General features: G+C 64.3%; 21 protein-coding genes and 1 rRNA gene. 13 read left to right on the plus strand and 9 right to left on the minus strand.

The window, feature by feature from the left end; translation table 11 throughout:
• Positions 1–100: ribosomal RNA gene (locus CR105_RS00005) — 16S ribosomal RNA — on the minus strand; the annotation flags it as partial.
• A 478-nt stretch (positions 101–578) separates the two neighbouring features.
• On the opposite strand from CR105_RS00005, the gene CR105_RS00010 reads away from it, so the two are divergent.
• The 11 genes from CR105_RS00010 (at position 579) to CR105_RS00060 (ending at position 10,511) form a co-directional block, all read left to right on the plus strand.
• Entirely contained in the window at positions 579–2,048 is a 1,470-nt protein-coding gene (locus CR105_RS00010; protein WP_099786387.1) for a B12-binding domain-containing radical SAM protein, read from the plus strand.
• A 54-nt stretch (positions 2,049–2,102) separates the two neighbouring features.
• Positions 2,103–3,239, plus strand: coding sequence for an MlaE family ABC transporter permease (locus CR105_RS00015; RefSeq protein WP_099786388.1), 1,137 nt, complete (start codon positions 2,103–2,105; stop codon positions 3,237–3,239).
• Between the two features lie 71 nt (positions 3,240–3,310).
• Positions 3,311–4,144 carry an ABC transporter ATP-binding protein gene (locus CR105_RS00020; RefSeq protein ID WP_099786880.1) on the plus strand — a complete coding sequence of 278 codons (834 nt, stop codon included), beginning with the start codon at positions 3,311–3,313 and terminating at the stop codon, positions 4,142–4,144.
• Positions 4,145–4,146: 2 nt separating this feature from the next.
• Positions 4,147–5,106: an MlaD family protein gene (locus tag CR105_RS00025; protein ID WP_099786389.1), complete on the plus strand. Its 960-nt coding sequence runs from the start codon at positions 4,147–4,149 to the stop codon at positions 5,104–5,106.
• A 9-nt stretch (positions 5,107–5,115) separates the two neighbouring features.
• Positions 5,116–5,766 (plus strand): ABC-type transport auxiliary lipoprotein family protein, encoded by a 651-nt coding sequence (locus tag CR105_RS00030; RefSeq protein ID WP_099786390.1) that lies wholly within the window; start codon positions 5,116–5,118, stop codon positions 5,764–5,766.
• Positions 5,763–6,893 carry a VanZ family protein gene (locus CR105_RS00035; RefSeq protein ID WP_099786391.1) on the plus strand — a complete coding sequence of 377 codons (1,131 nt, stop codon included), beginning with the start codon at positions 5,763–5,765 and terminating at the stop codon, positions 6,891–6,893. The genes CR105_RS00030 and CR105_RS00035 overlap by 4 nt, the downstream gene beginning before the upstream one ends.
• A 43-nt stretch (positions 6,894–6,936) precedes the next feature.
• On the plus strand, positions 6,937–7,254 hold the full coding sequence (locus CR105_RS00040; RefSeq protein WP_099786392.1) for a (2Fe-2S) ferredoxin domain-containing protein: 318 nt from the start codon (positions 6,937–6,939) through the stop codon (positions 7,252–7,254).
• A gap of 12 nt (positions 7,255–7,266) precedes the next feature.
• Positions 7,267–7,908 carry an alpha/beta hydrolase gene (locus CR105_RS00045; protein WP_099786393.1) on the plus strand — a complete coding sequence of 214 codons (642 nt, stop codon included), beginning with the start codon at positions 7,267–7,269 and terminating at the stop codon, positions 7,906–7,908.
• 74 nt (positions 7,909–7,982) lie between these two features.
• Positions 7,983–9,131 (plus strand): D-alanyl-D-alanine carboxypeptidase family protein, encoded by a 1,149-nt coding sequence (locus tag CR105_RS00050; protein ID WP_099786394.1) that lies wholly within the window; start codon positions 7,983–7,985, stop codon positions 9,129–9,131.
• Between the two features lie 135 nt (positions 9,132–9,266).
• Positions 9,267–10,187, plus strand: a complete 921-nt coding sequence (locus CR105_RS00055; RefSeq protein WP_099786395.1) for an aldo/keto reductase — start codon at positions 9,267–9,269, stop codon at positions 10,185–10,187.
• A 12-nt stretch (positions 10,188–10,199) separates the two neighbouring features.
• Positions 10,200–10,511 (plus strand): metal-sensitive transcriptional regulator, encoded by a 312-nt coding sequence (locus tag CR105_RS00060; protein ID WP_099786396.1) that lies wholly within the window; start codon positions 10,200–10,202, stop codon positions 10,509–10,511.
• A gap of 21 nt (positions 10,512–10,532) precedes the next feature.
• Here CR105_RS00060 and pssA read toward each other — a convergent pair whose 3' ends face one another.
• Positions 10,533–11,288 carry a CDP-diacylglycerol--serine O-phosphatidyltransferase gene (gene pssA, locus CR105_RS00065; protein ID WP_099786397.1) on the minus strand — a complete coding sequence of 252 codons (756 nt, stop codon included), beginning with the start codon at positions 11,286–11,288 and terminating at the stop codon, positions 10,533–10,535.
• A 170-nt stretch (positions 11,289–11,458) separates the two neighbouring features.
• Here pssA and CR105_RS00070 point away from each other — a divergent pair, with 170 nt between their 5' ends.
• Positions 11,459–12,454, plus strand: a complete 996-nt coding sequence (locus CR105_RS00070) for a CAP domain-containing protein (protein WP_099786398.1) — start codon at positions 11,459–11,461, stop codon at positions 12,452–12,454.
• Between the two features lie 24 nt (positions 12,455–12,478).
• Positions 12,479–13,108, plus strand: coding sequence for an Hpt domain-containing protein (locus CR105_RS00075; RefSeq protein ID WP_099786399.1), 630 nt, complete (start codon positions 12,479–12,481; stop codon positions 13,106–13,108).
• Between the two features lie 9 nt (positions 13,109–13,117).
• On the opposite strand, the gene CR105_RS00080 is transcribed toward CR105_RS00075, so the two are convergent.
• The 7 genes from CR105_RS00080 to rpmH form a co-directional block, all read right to left on the minus strand.
• A complete protein-coding gene (locus CR105_RS00080; protein WP_099786400.1) occupies positions 13,118–13,324 on the minus strand; it encodes a hypothetical protein in 207 nt (68 codons plus the stop codon).
• A 281-nt stretch (positions 13,325–13,605) separates the two neighbouring features.
• The gene (locus tag CR105_RS00085) at positions 13,606–14,109 is read right to left on the minus strand and encodes a YceB family lipoprotein (RefSeq protein ID WP_099786401.1); all 504 of its coding nucleotides are present in this window, start codon (positions 14,107–14,109) and stop codon (positions 13,606–13,608) included.
• 250 nt (positions 14,110–14,359) lie between these two features.
• Entirely contained in the window at positions 14,360–15,739 is a 1,380-nt protein-coding gene (gene mnmE, locus CR105_RS00090; protein WP_099786402.1) for a tRNA uridine-5-carboxymethylaminomethyl(34) synthesis GTPase MnmE, read from the minus strand.
• Between the two features lie 152 nt (positions 15,740–15,891).
• Positions 15,892–17,610, minus strand: coding sequence for a membrane protein insertase YidC (yidC, locus tag CR105_RS00095; RefSeq protein ID WP_099786403.1), 1,719 nt, complete (start codon positions 17,608–17,610; stop codon positions 15,892–15,894).
• 24 nt (positions 17,611–17,634) lie between these two features.
• Complete coding sequence (gene yidD, locus CR105_RS00100; RefSeq protein WP_099786404.1) at positions 17,635–17,922, minus strand: membrane protein insertion efficiency factor YidD; 288 nt, start codon at positions 17,920–17,922, stop codon at positions 17,635–17,637.
• Positions 17,919–18,314: a ribonuclease P protein component gene (gene rnpA / locus CR105_RS00105; protein ID WP_099786405.1), complete on the minus strand. Its 396-nt coding sequence runs from the start codon at positions 18,312–18,314 to the stop codon at positions 17,919–17,921. The genes yidD and rnpA overlap by 4 nt, the downstream gene beginning before the upstream one ends.
• An 8-nt stretch (positions 18,315–18,322) precedes the next feature.
• A complete protein-coding gene (rpmH, locus tag CR105_RS00110; RefSeq protein ID WP_010401996.1) occupies positions 18,323–18,457 on the minus strand; it encodes a 50S ribosomal protein L34 in 135 nt (44 codons plus the stop codon).
• Between the last annotated feature and the right edge of the window lie 261 nt (positions 18,458–18,718).

The raw sequence follows: 18,718 nt of genomic DNA on the forward strand, positions 1-18,718 counted from the left end.
TCGCCACTCGCCGCCAGGTTGCCCCGCGCTGCCGTTCGACTTGCATGTGTAAGGCATGCCGCCAGCGTTCAATCTGAGCCAGGATCAAACTCTTCAGTTCAATCTTGTTTGTTGCCATTTCTGGCACCGCTATTGCTAGCGGGTCGCTCACTCAAAATACTGACAGGCCACTTCTTGCGAAGCGCCTATATTTCTTCTTTGTGAACATTTGATAATTTAAGTTTTCAGTGACCGAAGTCACTGGCACTTTCATCAAACGCCCACACTTATCGACTGTTAATTGTTAAAGAACTTGTTCGGTACTGCTTGCAGCTTGTTGACAAAGCGTTTTGTTTGTCAGCCGCGAAGAAGAAAGAGTATGAAGCGTTTAGCTCGATTCGTCAACTTCTTTTTTACTGCTTGCCGTTAAGGCAATTCCTATGAATCCGCCGCAACCTGTTGATTCGGTGCGTCTTTTTCGTCGGGAGGCAAACTATAGCAAACCGCCTCCAGCCTTGGCAAGAGGGTTTGTGACATTTCGCGAGAAATAGTCGCCGCGGGCGTAAAATGGCTGCTTTTTCGCGACAGCTACCGCCCCGATGACGATCATTCTCTCTACCCTCAACGCTCGTTACGCGCATGCGTCGCTAGGCCTGCGCTATCTGATGGCGAACATGGGGCCGCTGCAGCAGCAAACCCGCATCCAGGAGTTCGTGATCGGTGCGAAGACGACCGAGATCGTCGAGAAGCTGCTGGCCGGGCAGCCGCGGGTGATCGGTTTCGGTGTCTATATATGGAACGTCGAAGAAACCACGCGGGTGGTGGCGATGCTCAAGCGGGTGGCGCCGCAGGTGGCGATCGTGCTGGGAGGGCCGGAAGTGTCGCACGAGAGCGCCGAGCAGCAGATCGTTCAGCTGGCCGACTACCTCGTCACCGGCTGGGGCGACGTGACGTTTCCCAAGCTGTGCGGCGATATCCTGTTTGGGCCGAAGCCGCTGATGAAGCTCCACGCCGGCGTGCAACCGCCGATGGCGGAGATCGCGATGCCCTACTCGCTGTACTCGGATCACGACATCGCGCACCGCACCTTGTATGTAGAGGCGTCGCGTGGCTGCCCGTTCAAGTGCGAGTTCTGCCTGTCGGCGCTGGACAAGACGGCCTGGCCGTTCGCCCTCGACACCTTCCTGTCGGAGCTGGAAGCGCTGCATGCGCGCGGCGCCCGGCTCTTCAAGTTCGTCGACCGCACCTTCAACCTCAATATCAAGACCAGCCTGAAGATCATGCAGTTCTTCCTCGATAAGCTGGAAGCCAATCCGGACGACCCGGTCTACGCGCACTTCGAGCTGGTGCCGGACCACCTGCCGGACGCACTCAAGGAAGGCATCGCCAAGTTCCCGCCGGGCGCGCTGCAGTTCGAGATCGGCATCCAGAGCTTCAATCCCGAGGTGCAAGCGCTGGTGAGCCGGCGGCAGGACAATGCCAAGGCTGCGGAGAACATCCGCTGGCTGTGCGAGCACTCGCACGCGCACCTGCACGTCGACCTGATCGCCGGGCTGCCGGGCGAGGATGTGGCCAGCTTCGCGCGCGGCTTCAACCAACTAGTAGCGCTCAAGCCGCACGAGATCCAGTTCGGCATCCTGAAGCGGCTGCGCGGCACGCCGATCATCCGCCACACCGAGGGGTACGGCCTGGTGTTCGATCCCTACCCGCCCTACACGATCCTGGCGACCAAGGACATCGACTTCGGCACCATGCTGCGGCTGGTGCGCTTCGCCCGCTACTGGGACCTGGTGGCCAACTCGGGCCGCTTCGTCAATACGATCGAGACGATGCTGGGCGAGGCGCCGTTCGAGAACTTCATGGCGTTCTCCGACTGGATCTATAGTAAAACCGACGCCACCCACCGCATCGCGCTCGACCGCCTGGCCGCCCTGGTGACGCAGTGGCTGCAGGTGCGCGGCATGGGCAAGGACGCCGCGCAGGCGCTGGTCGGCAGCGACTATGCGGGCGAGCGGCCGAAGCAGGTAGCGGCCGCGCCGCAGCGCCAGGCCCGTCACCTGGCCGCTTGAGTACGCTAGCGAACAGCGGTAGCGGACAGGGCCAAACTCTTTTACACTGGCGCAATGCCACTTGAGAATGCGCCAACTTTAACCCTCCACCATGCCGACAGCAGCAATTCGGGCGCTGTCGTGGCCACTGGTATCTGGCAGGTGCACGCGCTGGCGGACCGCGACGCGATCAAGACCATCATCAAGACACTGGCGTCGCTGAAGGACAATCCGAAGCTGGCGTGGGACCTGTCGGGCATCGTCAGCCTCGATCACATCGGCGCGCAGATGTTCTGGAACTGCTGGGGCAAGCAGCGTCCCGCCCAGCTGACACTGGCGCCGAAGCAGGAGGAGCTGTTCAAGCGCATCGAGCAAGCCTGCGTGGCGCAGGTGGTCAAGCCGCGCCGCAGCCGCCTGACCGCGGTGATGATTCTCGGCTTCGGCATCATGTCGTTTTTCGAGCACCTGCGCGGCTTCATCGGGCTGATCGGCCAGGTGGTGCAGGACCTGCTGCGCTTCGCGCGCCATCCCATCACCGGGCCGTGGCGCGAGATCTCGGCCAACATCTTCCATGCCGGCTTCCAGGCGCTCGGCATCACTGCGCTGGTCGGCTTTCTGATCGGCGTGGTGCTGTCGTTCCTGTCGGCGCAGCAGCTGCGCACCTTCGGCGGCGACATGTACCTGGTGAACATCCTCGGCATGAGCATAATCCGCGAACTGGGGCCGCTGCTGGCAGCGATCCTGGTGGCGGGCCGCTCCGGCTCGTCGATCACCGCTCAGCTGGGCGTGATGCGGGTGACCGAGGAACTCGACGCGATGCTGGTGATGGGGATCTCGCACGGCTACCGCCTGATCATGCCGAAGGTGGTCGCGCTGGCGATCTCGATGCCACTGCTGGTGGTGTGGACCGACGCGATGGCGCTGATCGGCGGGATGGTGTCGGCGAAGATGGAACTGAACCTGTCGGCGCGCTACTTCCTGCAGAAGCTGCCGGATGCGGTGCCGCTGGCGAACTACGTCATCGGCCTGCTCAAGGGCGTCGTGTTCGGCACGCTGATCGCGCTGGTGTCGTGCCACTTCGGCCTGCGCATCAAACCCAATACCGAGAGCCTCGGGCATGGCACCACCACCGCGGTGGTCACCGCGATCACGGTGGTGATCCTGGCCGACGCCGTGTTCGCGATTATCTTTTCAGATGTGGGGTTCGACTGATGGAAGAGACCAAACCGGAAGACGATAAGCGGGAGGAGACCAAACCGAAACGCGCCGAGCCGCGCCTGACGATGAAGCCCGACGAGGATGTCGGGCCGCCGGTGGTGCAGATCGAACGCCTGTGGACCAAGTTCGGCCGCACCGTTGTGCACCAGGACCTGAACCTGGAAATCTACGCCGGCGAAATCCTGTCGATCGTCGGCGGCTCGGGCACCGGCAAGACGGTGCTGCTGCGCCAGATGCTGGGCCTGGAGACGCCGGCGCGCGGCAGCGTGCGGGTGTTCGGCGAAGACATCAGCGAGGCCGACGCCGACCAGCTGCAGCGCATGCGCAATCACTGGGGCATGCTGTTCCAGCAGGGTGCGCTGTATTCGGCGCTGACCGTGTTCGACAACATCGCCCAGCCGATGCGCGAACTGCGCGCGCTGCCCGAAGACGTCATTTATGATGCCGTGCTGGTCAAGATGAACATGGTCGGCCTCGGCGTCGAACATGCCAACAAGATGCCGTCCGACCTGTCGGGCGGGATGGTCAAGCGCGCCTCGCTGGCGCGCGCGCTGGCGCTCGAGCCGCGGCTGCTGTTCCTGGACGAACCGACCGCCGGGCTGGACCCCGACCTGTCGGACGCCTTTGTCGCCCTGATCCAGTCGCTGCACCGCGAACTGGGGCTGACGGTGGTGATGGTCACGCACGATCTGGACACGCTGTTCGCGCTGTCGACGCGGATCGCGGTGCTGGCCGAAAAACACGTGATCGCGATCGGCCCGACGCGCGACATCCTCGCGGTGGACCATCCGTTCATCAAACAATTTTTCCTGGGTGCGCGCGGCAAGCGCGCCCTCGAGGTGCTCGACGAGCACGAGGAGCAGGGCGATCGCGAGCACGCGAAAGAACCGGAGAACTGAATATGGAAAATAGATCACATGCCCTGATGACCGGCTTCTTCACCATCGCCCTGCTGATCGCGGCGGTGCTGGCGGGGATCTGGTTCAACCGCGACCGCGTCGAGCGGGTGCCCTACATGATCACCACCACCGAATCGATCCCGGGCCTGAACCCGCAGGCGGCGGTGCGCTACCGCGGCCTTGAAATCGGCCGCGTCGACGACATCAGCTTCAACCCCGCCGTCGCCGGCCAGATCGTCATTCGCCTGTCGGTCGACCCGGAAGCGCCGGTCACCAAGACCACCTTCGCCAAGCTGGGCTACCAGGGCGTGACCGGGATCGCCTTCATCCAGCTCGACGACGACAAAACCGGCTCGCCCCTGCTCGCCAGCGACAAGGAGCACGTCGCCGCAATCCCGCTGCGCCAGGGCTTCCTCGACCAGCTGGAGAAGCGCGGCGAAATCATCCTCAAACAAACCGAGCAGATTACCGCGCGCATCAATGAACTGGTGGCGCCGGAAAACCAGAAGATCATGCTGGGCGCCTTCGAGAGCATCGGCAAGACGGCCGACGCATACGCGGCCATTCCAAAGCAGCTCGAACCGACCTTGAAGCGGCTGCCGGAACTGACCGCCAAGGCCGAGCAGAGCATGGCGTCGTTTAACGAACTGGCCGCCAGCGCCAGCAAGACGGTGAAGAACTACGATAACCTGGCCACCACGCTGCAGGCGCCGGACGGACCGATCACGCGCCTGACCGCTACGGTCGACCGGGTCGGCGGCTCGCTCGAAGGCGTCACCAGCGAACTCGAACTGCAAACGCTGCCGCACCTGACGTCGATGACGGACCAGGCGCGCACCTCGCTGCGGGCCGTCAAGCGCACCGCCGATTCGATCTCGGACCGGCCGCAAGGCCTGCTGTTCGGGAACGCCGGCGCCACGCCGGGACCGGGCGAACCCGGTTTTGTCGCACCGACCAAATAAGGAAAACCGATGAACCAGTCCTTCGCCAACCACCTTCCCCGCCGCGCCCTGCTCGCGCTGGCCGCCTGCGCCGTGCTGGCCGGCTGCGCCAGCTCGAAGGGCCCGGCCACCAATGCCATCTACGATTTCGGCCCGGCCGCCGCGGCAGCGGTTGCACCGGCCGGGCGCGCCAACCTGGCCGCGGTGGTGATCACCGACGTCACCGGCAACGCCGCCTACGACAGCGAGCGCATGTTCTACCGGCTTAATTACGCCGATCCGCTGCAGGCGCGCTCGTATGCCCACAGCCGCTGGAATGCGACGCCGCTGCAGCTGCTGACGCAGCGCTTCAAGACGCGCGTGGCGCAGTCGGGCGTGAAGGTGCTGTCGACCACCGACGCCTCGACCGGGGTGCCGCTGCTGCGCATCGACCTGGACGACTTCACCCACAGTTTCGACAGCACCGCCAGCAGCTACGGCGAAGTGGCGGTGCGCGTTTCGCTGTTCGACAAGCACACGCTGGTGGACCAGCGCACCTTCCGCCACAAGGTTGGCGCGCAAAGCGCGGACGCACCGGGCGGCGCGCGCGCGCTGGCGCAGGCGGCCGACGCGGTGGCAAGCGAGATGATCGTATGGCTGGCGAGCGACCCGCGCACCGCGCTGACAACGCGCAAGCAATGATCGCTGGCGAGATCCGGCCGGAGCGGCGCAAAGGCTCGCCGATGGTGCGCGCCGCGCTGCTGGTGTACCTGCTGCTGATCGTCTACGCCAGCTGGTTCCCGTTCACCGGCTGGCGCAGCACCGGGCTGGAACCGTGGGCGTTCCTGAACCTGACGCCGCAGCGCTACTGGACCGCGTTCGACGTCATCGTCAACGTCATCGGCTACATCCCGCTCGGCATGCTGATGGTGCCGTCGCTGTACCCGCGCATCCGCGGCTTCTGGGCGCTGTTGCTCACGGCGGTGCTGGGCATGCTGGTGTCGGGCGGGATGGAAGCGGTGCAGACCTACCTGCCAAGCCGCGTGCCGTCGAACCTCGATTTCCTGACCAATTCGGTCGGCTGCTTCGTCGGCGCCCTGATCGGCGCGGCCGGCGCGCGCTCCTACCTCAACCAGAGCCGCCTGTACCAGGTGCGCCAGCGCTGGTTCGCCTCGCACGGCAGCCAGGGCCTGGTGCTGCTGGCGCTGTGGCCACTGGCGCAAATCTACCCGCAGGGCTACCTGTTCGGCCACGGCCAGGTGCTGCCGATCTTTTCGGAGTGGCTGTCGAAATGGTTCGCCACCAGCATCGACCTGGTGGCGATGCTGCGCCCCGGCGCGGCGATGAGCGTGGAGCAGTACTGGCTGTCGGAGACCATCATCACCGCCTGCGGCATGACCGGCGCGGTGCTGACGATGCTGTGCCTGACGCGCCGCGGCGCCCCGCGCACCCGCTTGATCATCGCCATGCTGGCGGTGGCGCTGGCGTTCAAGACGCTGGCGTCGTCGCTGCTGTTTACGCCCGACAACGCGTGGGTATGGATCACACCGGGCGCGCAGGGCGGTTTCCTGATTGGCCTGATCATGCTGTCCGGCCTGGCGTTCGCGCCGCAGGTGGCGCAGCGGCGCCTGGCCGTCGTGACATTATTGCTGAGCCTGGTGGTGGTCAACACGATCCCGGCCAATCCGTACTTCGTGTCCACACTGCAAGGGTGGGTGCAGGGCAAGTTCCTCAACTTCAATGGCGCAGCGCAATTTCTGTCGCTGGCGTGGCCCTTCTTCGCGATCTGGTTCCTGGTCATTCCCTCGCATAAACTGAACAGGCAGTGAGAGCGTATCATTGCGCTGTGATCCTATTTAGCGGAAGAATTCGATGAGCGACAAACCGTATTTTGAGAAACATGTGTTCTTTTGCGTCAACCAGCGCGACGACGGCCGCTCCTCGTGCGGCGAGCGCGGCGCGCTGGCGGCGCAAAAACACGCCAAGGGCCGCATCAAGCAGCTGGGCCTGAACGGCCATGAAAAGATCCGCATCAATCAGGCCGGCTGTCTCGACCGCTGCGAAGAAGGCCCGGTGCTGGTGGTCTACCCCGAAGGCGTGTGGTACACCTACGTCGACCACAGCGACATCGACGAGATCGTCGACAGCCACCTGGTCGGCGGCAAGGTCGTCGATCGCCTGAAGATCTGATCACCGCAGGCCATGAACAAACAGTCGGAAAAATTCACTCTCGCCGGCGGCGCCGGCAACATCGAATGCGTGCTCGACATGCCGGCGCAGTCGCCGCGCGGCGTCGCCCTGGTGGCGCACCCGCACCCGCTGTACGGCGGCACGATGGACAACAAGGTGGCGCAGACGCTGGCGCGCAGTTTCGTCGGCCTCGGCTACGTCGCGGTGCGCTTTAATTTCCGCGGCGTCGGCGCCTCGGAGGGCATGCATGACGAAGGCCGCGGCGAGGCCGACGACATGGCCATCGTGCTCGAGCAGATGCGCGCGCGCTTCCCGAGCCTGCCGGTGGCGCTGGCCGGCTTCTCGTTCGGCACCTTTGTCGCCAGCCAGTTGCAGCAGCGCCTGATCGCCGCCGGCGAGCCGGCCGAACGCCTGGTGCTGGTCGGCAGCGCGGCCGGCAAATGGGCGATGCCGGAGGTGCCGACCGATTCGATCCTGATCCACGGCGAGCTCGACGACACCATTCCGCTGGCGGCGGTGCTCGACTGGGCGCGGCCGCAGGACATCCCGGTGATCGTCATCCCGGGCGCCGACCACTTCTTCCACCGCAAGCTCGGCCATATCAAGAATCTTGTAACACAACTGTGGCGGCGGACCGATCAATCCTCGTTATAATTGGACCCTCTTCTTTATCGGCAATACTTTACGGCATTGTCGAAGCACCTCACCTTTTTAAGACCTTGATTCCCATGAAAAAAATGTTCGCGGCCCTCGCCGTCAGTGTCGCCTTGATGAGCGCCGCTGTCGCGCAAACCCTGCCGGCCCCCACCATCGCCGCCAAATCCTGGCTCCTGCTCGACGCCACCAGTGGCCAGGTGATCGCCGCGCAAGATCAGAACGCGCGCATCGAACCGGCTTCGCTGACCAAGATCATGACCGCCTACGTCACGTTCCAGGCGCTGAAAGACAAGAAGATCGACATCAACCAGATGGTCAACGTGTCGGTGCGCGCGTGGAAGGTCGATCCGAGCAGCTCGAAGATGTTCATCGACCCGGCCACGCCGGTGAAGATCGACGACCTGCTGCACGGCCTGATGGTGCAGTCGGGCAATGATGCCGCGGTGGCGCTGGCCGAGGCGGTGGCCGGCGACGAAGGCACGTTCGTTGCGCTGATGAACCGCGAAGCCGAACGGATGGGACTGAAGAACACCAAGTTCGGCAATCCGCACGGCCTGCCGAGCGCGGAAAACTATTCGACCGCGCAAGACCTGTCGACGCTGGCAGCGCGCGTGATCGTTGACTTCCCCGAGTTCTACAAGATCGACTCGGTGAAGAGTTTTACGTACAACAAGATCACCCAGCCGAACCGCAACCGCCTGCTGTGGCTCGATCCGACCGTCGACGGCATGAAGACCGGCCACACCGAGAACGCCGGCTACGGCATGATCGCGTCGGCGCGGCGCCCGAACGGCACGGCCGGCCAGCGCCGCCTGATCAGCGTGGTGCTGGGCACCACGTCCGACTCGTCGCGCACCCAGGAAAGCCAGAAGCTGCTGAACTGGGGCTTCCAGAATTTCGACACCATCAAGCTGTACAGCAAAGGCCAGGCGATTGCCACGCCGGAAGTGTGGAAGGGATCGCAAGCGTCGGTCAAGATCGGCTTTGCCAACGACGTCCTGGTGACGGTGCCGAAGGGCGTCGCTGCCAAGCTCAAGCCTGTGCTCGAGCGCAAGGACCCGCTGGTGGCGCCGCTCGCGCGCAACGGCCAGGTCGGCACCCTGAAGATGATGGTCGATGGCAAGCCGCTGCTGCAACTGCCGGTTGTCGCGCTGGAAGACGTTTCGCAGGCGAGCATCTTCGGCCGCGCGTGGGATTCGATGCGCCTCTGGCTGAAATAAGCCGCCACCAAAATTTCTTTAAAACCAGGGTCAGACCCGTTTGATCTTCGCTCGCCAGGCGACTTGGCCATCAAACAAACGGGTCTGACCCCATTTAATTTTACGAAGTTTTAGAAGAACAAATCTGGGCCGAGAATGCCGATACCTGCCGACCTCCACTGCCCGCGCGTTTCCACCAGCGCGACTGGCCCGCAACTGTCGCGCATCGTCGCCGGCATGTGGCGAATGACGGAGTGGGGCATGACGGTGGCGCAGCGGATCGACTTCATCGAGCAGTGCATCGCGCTCGGCGTGACCAGCTTCGACCACGCCGACATCTACGGCAGCTACGGCGTCGAGGGCCTGTTCGGCGAAGCGCTGCGAGCCCAGCCGTCGCTGCGCGACCGCATCGAACTGGTCAGCAAATGCGGCATCAAGCTGGTGGCGCCACAGCGCCCGGCCCATGCGATCCAGCATTACGACACCGGCGCGGCGCACATCGTCGCCTCGGCCGAAGAGTCCCTGCGCCAGCTGCACACGGACCGCCTCGACCTGCTGCTGATCCACCGCCCCGATCCGCTGATGGACTTCGACGAAATCGCCGAGGCCTTCGGCGCCCTGCGGGCGGCCGGCAAGGTGCTGCACTTCGGCGTGTCCAATTTCAGCCGCCACCAGTTCGAGGCGCTGAACCGCCGCATCGCCTTGTCGACCAACCAGGTCGAGTTTTCGCCAATGCACGTGGCGCCCATGTTCGACCAGACCTTCGACGGCCTGCAGGACGTGGGCGTGGCGCCGATGGTGTGGTCGCCGCTGGCCGGCGGGCGCCTGTTCAACGGCACCGACGGCCACGCCGAAAACCTGCGCCTGGTGATCAAGCAAATTGCCGACCGCATCGAGCAGCCGTTCGCCAGCGTCGTGTTCGCGTGGATTATGCAATTGCCAAGCCGGCCGATTCCGCTGACCGGCAGCGGCCGCATCGAGGCGATCCGGGTCGCCGTGGCCGGCACCGCCTTTGTGCTCAGCCGTACGGATTGGTTTACAATTCTACGTGCGGCCCGGTCCCACGAGGTGGCTTAACTTGGAGCTTGCATGTCTGACAGCGCGCTGAAGATAGTCGACGGCACGGCGCTGAGCGCGGTGCAAAAGAAGGACCTGCTGAACCGGTTGGCCCGCATCGAAGGCCAGTTGCGCGGCGTACAGAAATTGATTGCCCAGGCGGCGCAGCCGTCCGACTGCGATGCGGTGGCCCAGCAAATGACGGCCGCGCGCAAGGCGCTGGACCGTTCCTTCGTCCAGCTGCTGACGAACAGCATCGTCAACCAGAGCGAGAACGCGCAGGACTTGGCACAAGCGCAGGCCAGCGCCAGCAGGCTGGCGGCGATGCTCGACAAGTTTGCCTGAACAACGCGACGCTTGCAGAAGTTAGTCTTCGTACACGACCGGCGCCGGCACCCTGCGCCAGCCTTGCTGCCAAGCGATATTGAGCAGTAGCGTCACACTCACATACACAACAAAAAAGAACGCGAAGTAGCGCGTCTGCAGCCAGGCCAGCAATGCGAGATTGACGGCCAGCGCCACCCACAGCAAGGTGCTTTTCGGCTGCTTGGAACTGGGAAAGCGCACCGTCGACACCATCAGCGTGCCGACCGCAACCATCAGCGCCATCAGCAGGTAGGCCTGCAGGTTGGTCGTCAGCGGCGCCGGCCAGGCGATCACTACCGAGGCGACGCAGGCAGCGCCGGCGGTGATCGGCATGCCGACGAAGTAGCGCGGGTCGGTGCGGCCGACACTGACATTGAAGCGCGCCAAGCGCAGCGCGCCGCAGGCGAGGAAAATAAAACAGGCAACGCCACCCATGCGCAGCAGCGTGGGCTGGCCCTGGCCCAGCTGGACGAAGCCGTAGCAGTACAGCAGCAAGCCGGGCGCGCAGCCGAAATTCATGACGTCGGCGATCGAATCGAGCTGCATGCCGAACTCGGACGAGGTGCCGGTGGCGCGCGCGACAAAGCCGTCGAGGGCGTCGAAGATGCCGGCCAGCACCAGCAGGATCGCCGCCATCCGGAAGCCGGCCGGGTCGCCGATGTGGGCGTTATCGACCGACAGCACGATGCTGCCGAAGCCGCAGGCGATCGACAGCAAGGTTACCGAACTGGGCAGTGCGAACTTGGCGCGCGCCATGCGCTGTTGGCGGGTAGGTTTCAAATGCTCGCTCGCTGGAAGATGAATTGCCTATTTTACAGCGCAGCCCGGAAATGGCGGCGCGGCCTGCTTTCAAGCAAATCTCACCAATTCTCAATTTCACCTAGAATCTGACGATCACAAGGAATAACGTGCTAGCGAAACCCACCATGACTACTCCGAACCGTTCCACCACCCTCCTGGCCGCCCTGGCAACCGCATGGGCGCTGGCTGCCTGCGGCGGCGGCTCGAGCAGCACGCCGGCGCCAGCCGCGCCGGCACCGGTCGTCGCCTCGCCGGCGCCGATCGTGCTGCCGCCGACGGCGCCGACGCCGGCGCCGCCGCAAGCGGGCGCCCCCGCGTCGGTCGGCAACGTGGCGATCGACGGGCGCAACTGGATCAACTTCCGGCGTGGCCAGATCGGCATGCCGGCCATGACGCAGAACACGCTGATCGACCGCGCCGCCCAGGCGCACTCCGATTACCAGCGCCTGAACGACGAGATCACTCACGACGAGGTGGCCGGCAAGCTAGGCTTCACGGGCGTAAAGATCCTCGACCGCCTGACCACGGCCGAATACAGGTTCAACCCAGCCAACAGTTACGCGTATGGCGAGGTGATTTCGGCGACCACCAACAATTCGGGCTTCTACATGGTGGACGAACTGATCACGGCGATTTACCACCGCTTCGTCATCTTCGAGCCGTCGTTCAAGGAAGTCGGCACCGGTTCCGGCACCACCGCGCGCAACTACACCTACTTCACCGCCAACTTTACCGCCAACAACGGCTACGGCGCCGGCATTGGCAACGGCAAGCTGGTCACCTGGCCGTTCGCCGAGCAGACCGGCGTGACGACCAACTTCTTCAGTGACTACGAGCAGCCCGATCCGGTGCCGAGCAAGAACGAAGTGGGCTATCCGATCAGCGTGCACGCCGACATCACGGCCAAGGTGACGGTGACCAGTTTCACGGTGCGTCCGCGCGGCGGCGCCGTGCTTGCCACGCGCCTGCTGCAGAGCGACGTCGATGCGCAAACGGCCGCGTCCGCCGCCGCCATCGTGCCGCTCGACCCGCTCAAGGCGGCGACGACATACGACGTCAGCTTTATCGGCGCCGTCAATGGCAGCGCGGCGACGAAAAACTGGTCATTCACGACCAAGTAACAGTGATCTGCTATTGTTAGCGTCATGACAATAGCAGACTCGCTCCCGCCGCAACTCCACCATGACGCCAGCGTGCTCGACGTTGCCGACGGCCTCGCCCGCGTGATGGGCGACCGCGCGCTGTTCGCCCGCATGCTGCGCCGTTTCGCCGCCGACTACGGCGCCGGCGTGACGCCGATCGCCGGCGCCCTCGCCAGCGGCGACCTGCGCCTGGCGCATCGCCTGGCCCACACCCTGAAAGGCGCCGCCGGCATGATCAGCGCGCACGCGCTGCACCACCATGCGGGCCTGCTGGAACTGGCGCTGCGCAAGGGCGACCGCGCCGCTGCCGCCGAGCTCGATGCGGTCGGCGCCGCGCTGGCCGCATTGCTGCCGACGATCGACCGGCTGCTGGGCGGCAAAGCGGTGCAGGCCGTGCCCGCGGCGGCGGCGGCACTGCCGTCGGACCACTTGCTGGTGGCGCAACTGGCCGAACTGCTGGCCAACGGCGACGGCGCGGCGGTCGACTTGCTGGAGCAGTCAGGGACGGCACTGGCGGCGGCGCTCGGCCACGCGCGCTTTTGCGAGGTGGCGCTGGCGGCCAACGAGTTCGACTTCGAGGGCGCGCTGGAGACGCTCAGGCAGGGTAATGGCGCAGGGACGGCGGGAGGATAGGACGGCCGGTCAGCCGGTGAATGCGGCTTCTTCGTCGAAACCGTCGGCGCACTCCTTGCCGCAGAAACGGCGCACGCTGTCGAGCGGCTTCTCGCAGTACCAGCACGATCCCTTCGGCGGCAGGCTCTGGCGCGAGCGGACCGGCAACAGCGGCGGCGCTGCGGGCGCCTCGGCGCTCGCATCCTTTTCCGGCAAACTCTCTTGTACGGTTCCCAAGATTTCCCCTTAGCAAGCAGCAGGCCCTACGTGGTGTACAGCAAGATTACTTCAGTGGAATTTCACCAAGCATGAGATTGCTCAAGCAGGCGGTTCAACCGACCTTGACGCGGCAAGAGCTCCGTAAAAATACAAGTTACGCCGATTACACGGCCTCTGCAATGATGCGCTCCACCTGGTTTCATGCGCTGTCGCAATGCGCCAACAGCGACCAGGCCGGCTGCAAAATCGCTTTACAAACCGTAATGAATCCATCTCGCAAATCATAGCAGGATTGCGCATCAGCGCCGCGGCTCCAGCGTCACCACCAGCGCGCGCGGCGTGGTGGTGATCCGGGTCGGCACGAACTGCACGCCGGCGTAGCGCAGGTCTTCCAGCCGGAACGTGTAGACCGGCACGTCGCGCACCACTTTGCCAACCAGCACGCCGGCCACCCTGGCAAGCTGGCGCTGGCGCGCCTCGTCCATGCCGTCGATGACGAAGCGGTCCACGCGCGTCTCGTCCATCAGCACGGCGCCGCGCTGGGCGTCGAGAAACAGCCGGCCCGACAGCGCCAGGCTGCCGGGCCACGCCTGGCTGGTGAACGGCGGCGCGACATACGCCTCCACGCCGAGCGCGACGCGGTCGCCGCCAGGCAGCGACAGTTGCGGCCGGCTGAGCCGGATGTCGAGCAATTCGAGCACCCGGTTGTTCAGGGGGAAGCGCCGCTCAATGCCGTCCTGCAGCTTTTGCAGCGGGATTTCGACTTCGCGCGGGCCGATCAGGCTGGCGCACGAGGCCAGCATCAGGCACAGCGCCGATGCTGCAGCGCCGCCCCCATCCACCGTGTTGAAAGTCAGTCATCGTGTCGTCCTCGCTGCGCGCGTTTGTGTCGTGGAAAAATCGTAGCACATCAGTCCGCTTACGCGACGCCGCGCTCCATTCTGGTCACAAAGTTGTTTGCGTTAGCAGAAAAAATGATCGATTCCCTTGTTGACGCCTTGTGAGGTCGGCTCCAGCACCGCGGTGTACGCGGAGCGTAGTAAGGCGGCGCCATCACTTCCCGATACAAAACCGCCCGAAGATCACTCCAAGCAGGTCGTCCGACGAAAACGCGCCGGTGATGCTCGACAGCTGCGCCTGCGCCAGCCGCAGCTCCTCGGCGAACAGGTCGAGCGACTGGTCGCTCTGCGCCGCGTGCGCCGCCGCCATGTCCAGATGCTGGCGCGCCGCGCGCAACGCGATCAGGTGCCGTTCGCGCGCCAGATACAGCGATTCGCCGGTCTGCTGCCAGCCGGCGATGCGCAGCAGCTCGGCGCGCAGCAGGTCGATGCCGTCATGCTCGTGCGCCGACAAGTACACATTGACCGCGTCCGGCGCCTCGTCGACGGCCGGCTTGTGACCGGACAGGTCGATCTTGTTCCAGATCCGCAGCACCGGCACACCGTCCGGGAAGGCCGCCACGATATGCTCGTCGGCGCCGGTCGGCCCGTAGCTCGCGTCAAGCAGGTGCAAAATCACGTCGGCCTTGCCGACTTCACCCCAGGTGCGCTCGATGCCGATGCGCTCGACCTGGTCGACCGCGTCGTCGATGGTGCGGATGCCGGCCGTGTCGATGATATGCAGCGGGATGCCTTCGATCTGGATCGTCTCGCTGACCTTGTCGCGCGTGGTGCCGGCGATCGGCGTGACGATCGCCACGTCGGCGCCGGCCAGCGCGTTCAGCAGCGACGACTTGCCGACGTTCGGCTGCCCGACCAGCACCACGTTGAGGCCCTCGCGCAGCAGCGCGCCTTGCGCCGCCTGCCGGAACACCGTGTCGAGCGAATCGACGATGACGGCCAGCTGGCCGCGCGCGTCCGATTTTTCGAGGAAGTCGATTTCTTCTTCCGGGAAGTCGAGCGTGGCTTCGACCAGCATGCGCAGGTTGATGGTCTGGTCGACCAGCGTGTGGATGGTTTTCGAAAACGCGCCCGACAGCGACTGCGAAGCCGACTTCGCGGCCGCTTCGGTGGAGGCGTCGATCAGGTCGGCCACCGCTTCGGCCTGGGCCAGGTCGAGCTTGTCGTTGAGGTAGGCGCGACGAGTGAACTCACCCGGCTCGGCCAGGCGCACGCCGGCCGCGGCGCCGGCTTCGAGCACGCGCGCGAGCAGCATCTGCAGCACCACCGGGCCGCCATGGCCTTGCAGTTCGAGGACGTCTTCGCCGGTGTACGAGTGCGGGCCGTTGAAAAGTATCGCCAGCCCCTGGTCGATGACGGCGCCGTCGGCGGCCTTGAAGTCGATGTAGGTGGCGTGGCGCGGTTTGAGAGCTGTGTGCGGGAACAGCGCGGCGAGCAGCGGAGCGAGATCTTTGCCGGAGGCGCGCACCACGCCGATGCCGCCGCGGCCCGGTGCGGTGGCGATGGCGGCGATGGGGGAAGAGTCAAGGTTCATGGGTGGGATTGTAATTTAGATTGGCTAGTGGCGACGCCGGGCAAACACCGGGGTCTGAGCCCAGACGTGCCGACGATCAGTGACGCCCTCGCACAGCGGACGAAAAAAAGCCCGTGAACTCACGGGCTTTTTTTGCTTCGCAGCGGCGGCGCTTACTTCTTCGCCGCGTCCGCGTCAGCGAACTTCTTGGTGATGACCCACTGCTGGCCGATCGACAGGATGTTGTTGACCACCCAGTACAGCACCAGGCCGGACGGGAAGATGAAGAACATCACCGAGAATATCAGCGGCATCCACATCATCATCTTCGCCTGCATCGGGTCGGCCGGCGCCGGATTGAGCTTGGTGGTGATGTACATCGAGATCGCGTACAGCACCGGCAGGATCACCCAAGGGTCATGCTGCGACAAGTCCTGGATCCAACCAATCCACGGCGCGCCGCGGAATTCGACCGACGACTGCAGCACCCAGTACAGCGCAATAAACACCGGCATCTGCACCAGGATCGGCAGGCAGCCGCCGAGCGGGTTGATCTTCTCGGTCTTGTACAGCTCCATCGTGGCCTGGTTCATCTTGGCCGGGTCACCCTTGTAGCGCTCGCGGATGGCCTGCATCTTCGGCGTCACCAGCTTGACCTTGGCCATGCTCTTGTAGCCGGCCGCCGACAGCGGGAAGAACGCCAGCTTGATCAGGATCGTGAAGGCGACGATCGTCCAGCCCCAGTTGCCCAGCACATTGTGGATCTGCGTGATGACCCAGAAAATCGGCTTGGCGATGATCGTCAGGAAGCCGTAGTCCTTGACCAGGTCGAGGCCTGGCGCCACGCTCTCGAGCAGGCGCTCGTCCTGCGGACCCGAATACAGGCGCGCCGAGTTGCTGACCATCGAGCCAGGCGGAATCGTCGGCAGCGCGATCTTGGTGCCGATCGCGTAGCGGTTGGTGTCGACCTTGCTGGTGTAGATCTCGCGCGGCGTGTTCGGCTGCGGCACGAAGGCGGACACGAAGAAGTGCTGCGAAATGGCGACCCAGCCGTCGTTCGACTTGGTGGCGTGTTCGGCCTTGCCCTTCTTTTCGATGGTGGCAAAATCGAGCTTCTGGTACTTCTCTTCCGGCGTGTACAGCGTCGGGCCGGTGAAGCTGGCGTTGAAGAACGAGTCGCCTTCCGGCGTGTTGCCGTCGTGCTGAAGCTGCAGGTACAAGGTCGGCTTGACCGGCGCGGCGCCGATGTTGGCGACGTCGTGGCGCAGGTCGATGACGTACGAACCCTTGTGGAAGGTGTAGGTCTTGGTCAGCTTGACGCCGCCGGCTTCGGCTTCGAGCACCAGCTGGACGTCGCCGTTGGCCATCGTGGTGGCCGGCCGAGCGGTGTACACCGTATTGTGGTTCGGCAGATCGACGCCGTCGATCAGGCCAGTCTGCGCCAGGTAGGCGTGATTGATGCCTTCGTCGAACAGCACTTCGTTCTTGTTCTTGTCGACGCGCGGCTTGCACACTTCGAACAGGCCGAAGCAGCCGCCGAACCAGCCAGGATTGCCGGCCTGCTTGAACTTGAGCAGCTCGAGGCGGCGCAGCACGCCGCCGACGGTGTCGATGTCGGCCTTGACGACGTCGGTGGTGACGGTGACGACTTCGCGCTTGGCGGCCACTGCCGCGTTGGGCACGGCGCCAGGGACGGCGGCGCCCGCTGGCGTGGCGCTGGTGGCCGGCAGGCCGGTGGCGGCGCTGGTGCCGGAAGGAGCGGTGGCCACTTTGGCCGGCGGCGTCGGCGCGAACATCGACTGCTTGCCGTTCGAGACCATCCAGTCATTCCAGAGAATCACCAGCGATACGGCGAACACGATCCACAAGATGGTACGTTTATTGATATCCATTGAGGTATTGGGCAGGAGTTAAAGTCAGGAGTGGTTGCAACCGCGGGCGGTTGAAGACGAATTCGTCGGAGATGAATTCTTGTCGCGGGCGGGCGGCACCACGGGCGGCACCAGGTCGACGCCGCCGTCGTGCCACGGATGGCATTTGCAGACGCGGCGCGTGGACAGCCACGCGCCACGCGCGGCGCCGTGCGTGCGGATCGCTTCGATCGCATAGTTCGAGCACGTTGGGTAAAAGCGGCAGCTCTGCCCCAGCATCGGGGACAGCAGCAGCTGATACGCGCGCAACAACCAGACGAGCAGCTTGTTCATGGCGAAACCACCTTCGGCGCGCGCGGCGCCTGCGAGGCGAACAGGCGCGCAATTTCCACGCGCAGTTCCGCCTTCAGCGCCGCCGTGGTGGCCGGGCCGGTCTTGGCGTTGACGGGACGCGCCAGGCGCACGATGCAGTCCAGCGCCGGCAGCTGCGCGACGCGAAACAGCTCGCGCGTGACGCGCTTGATCGTGTTGCGCGTGACCGCGCGCGGCGCGAAGCGCTTCGCCACCACGACGCCGAGCCGCGCATGCGGCAATTCGTTGGAGCGGGTGTAGAGCACGAAATGCGCCGTTTTTTGCGCTGGTCGCAAACGAAAAACGGATGAAAATTCATCCGTTTTAACGATACGCCGAACGCGCGCGAAGTCGTGTGAACCTTCGCTAGTCATTCGTAGCCTTATACTGCCAGGCGTTTGCGGCCCTTGGCGCGGCGAGCGTTCAGGACATCGCGGCCGCCACGGGTAGCCATACGAGCGCGGAAGCCGTGCGTGCGCTTGCGACGAACGACGGAAGGTTGGTAAGTACGTTTCATGGTGGTCTCGCTTAAAGCAAAATAAAATGCAAAATCGGGTCTGACGTCGCGTCAGCGTTCGGCGCCAATGACATTTCGCAGATGGTTAAGCCAGCGACACGCCAACAGCAAATACTCTTTTTTGCCCGCTAGCGCACACAGCCAACATGCTGCGTATTGACTGTTCTGCACAAAATACGGGCGGGGAACCCTGAATTAGACTCCATTTCGGCTCGGCTTGTCAAGGTCGGCATTACTTTCGACCCTGCGCCGTGTCGCGCC

Source organism: Massilia eurypsychrophila (genome assembly GCF_002760655.1).
Taxonomy (GTDB): domain Bacteria; phylum Pseudomonadota; class Gammaproteobacteria; order Burkholderiales; family Burkholderiaceae_D; genus JAFCUW01.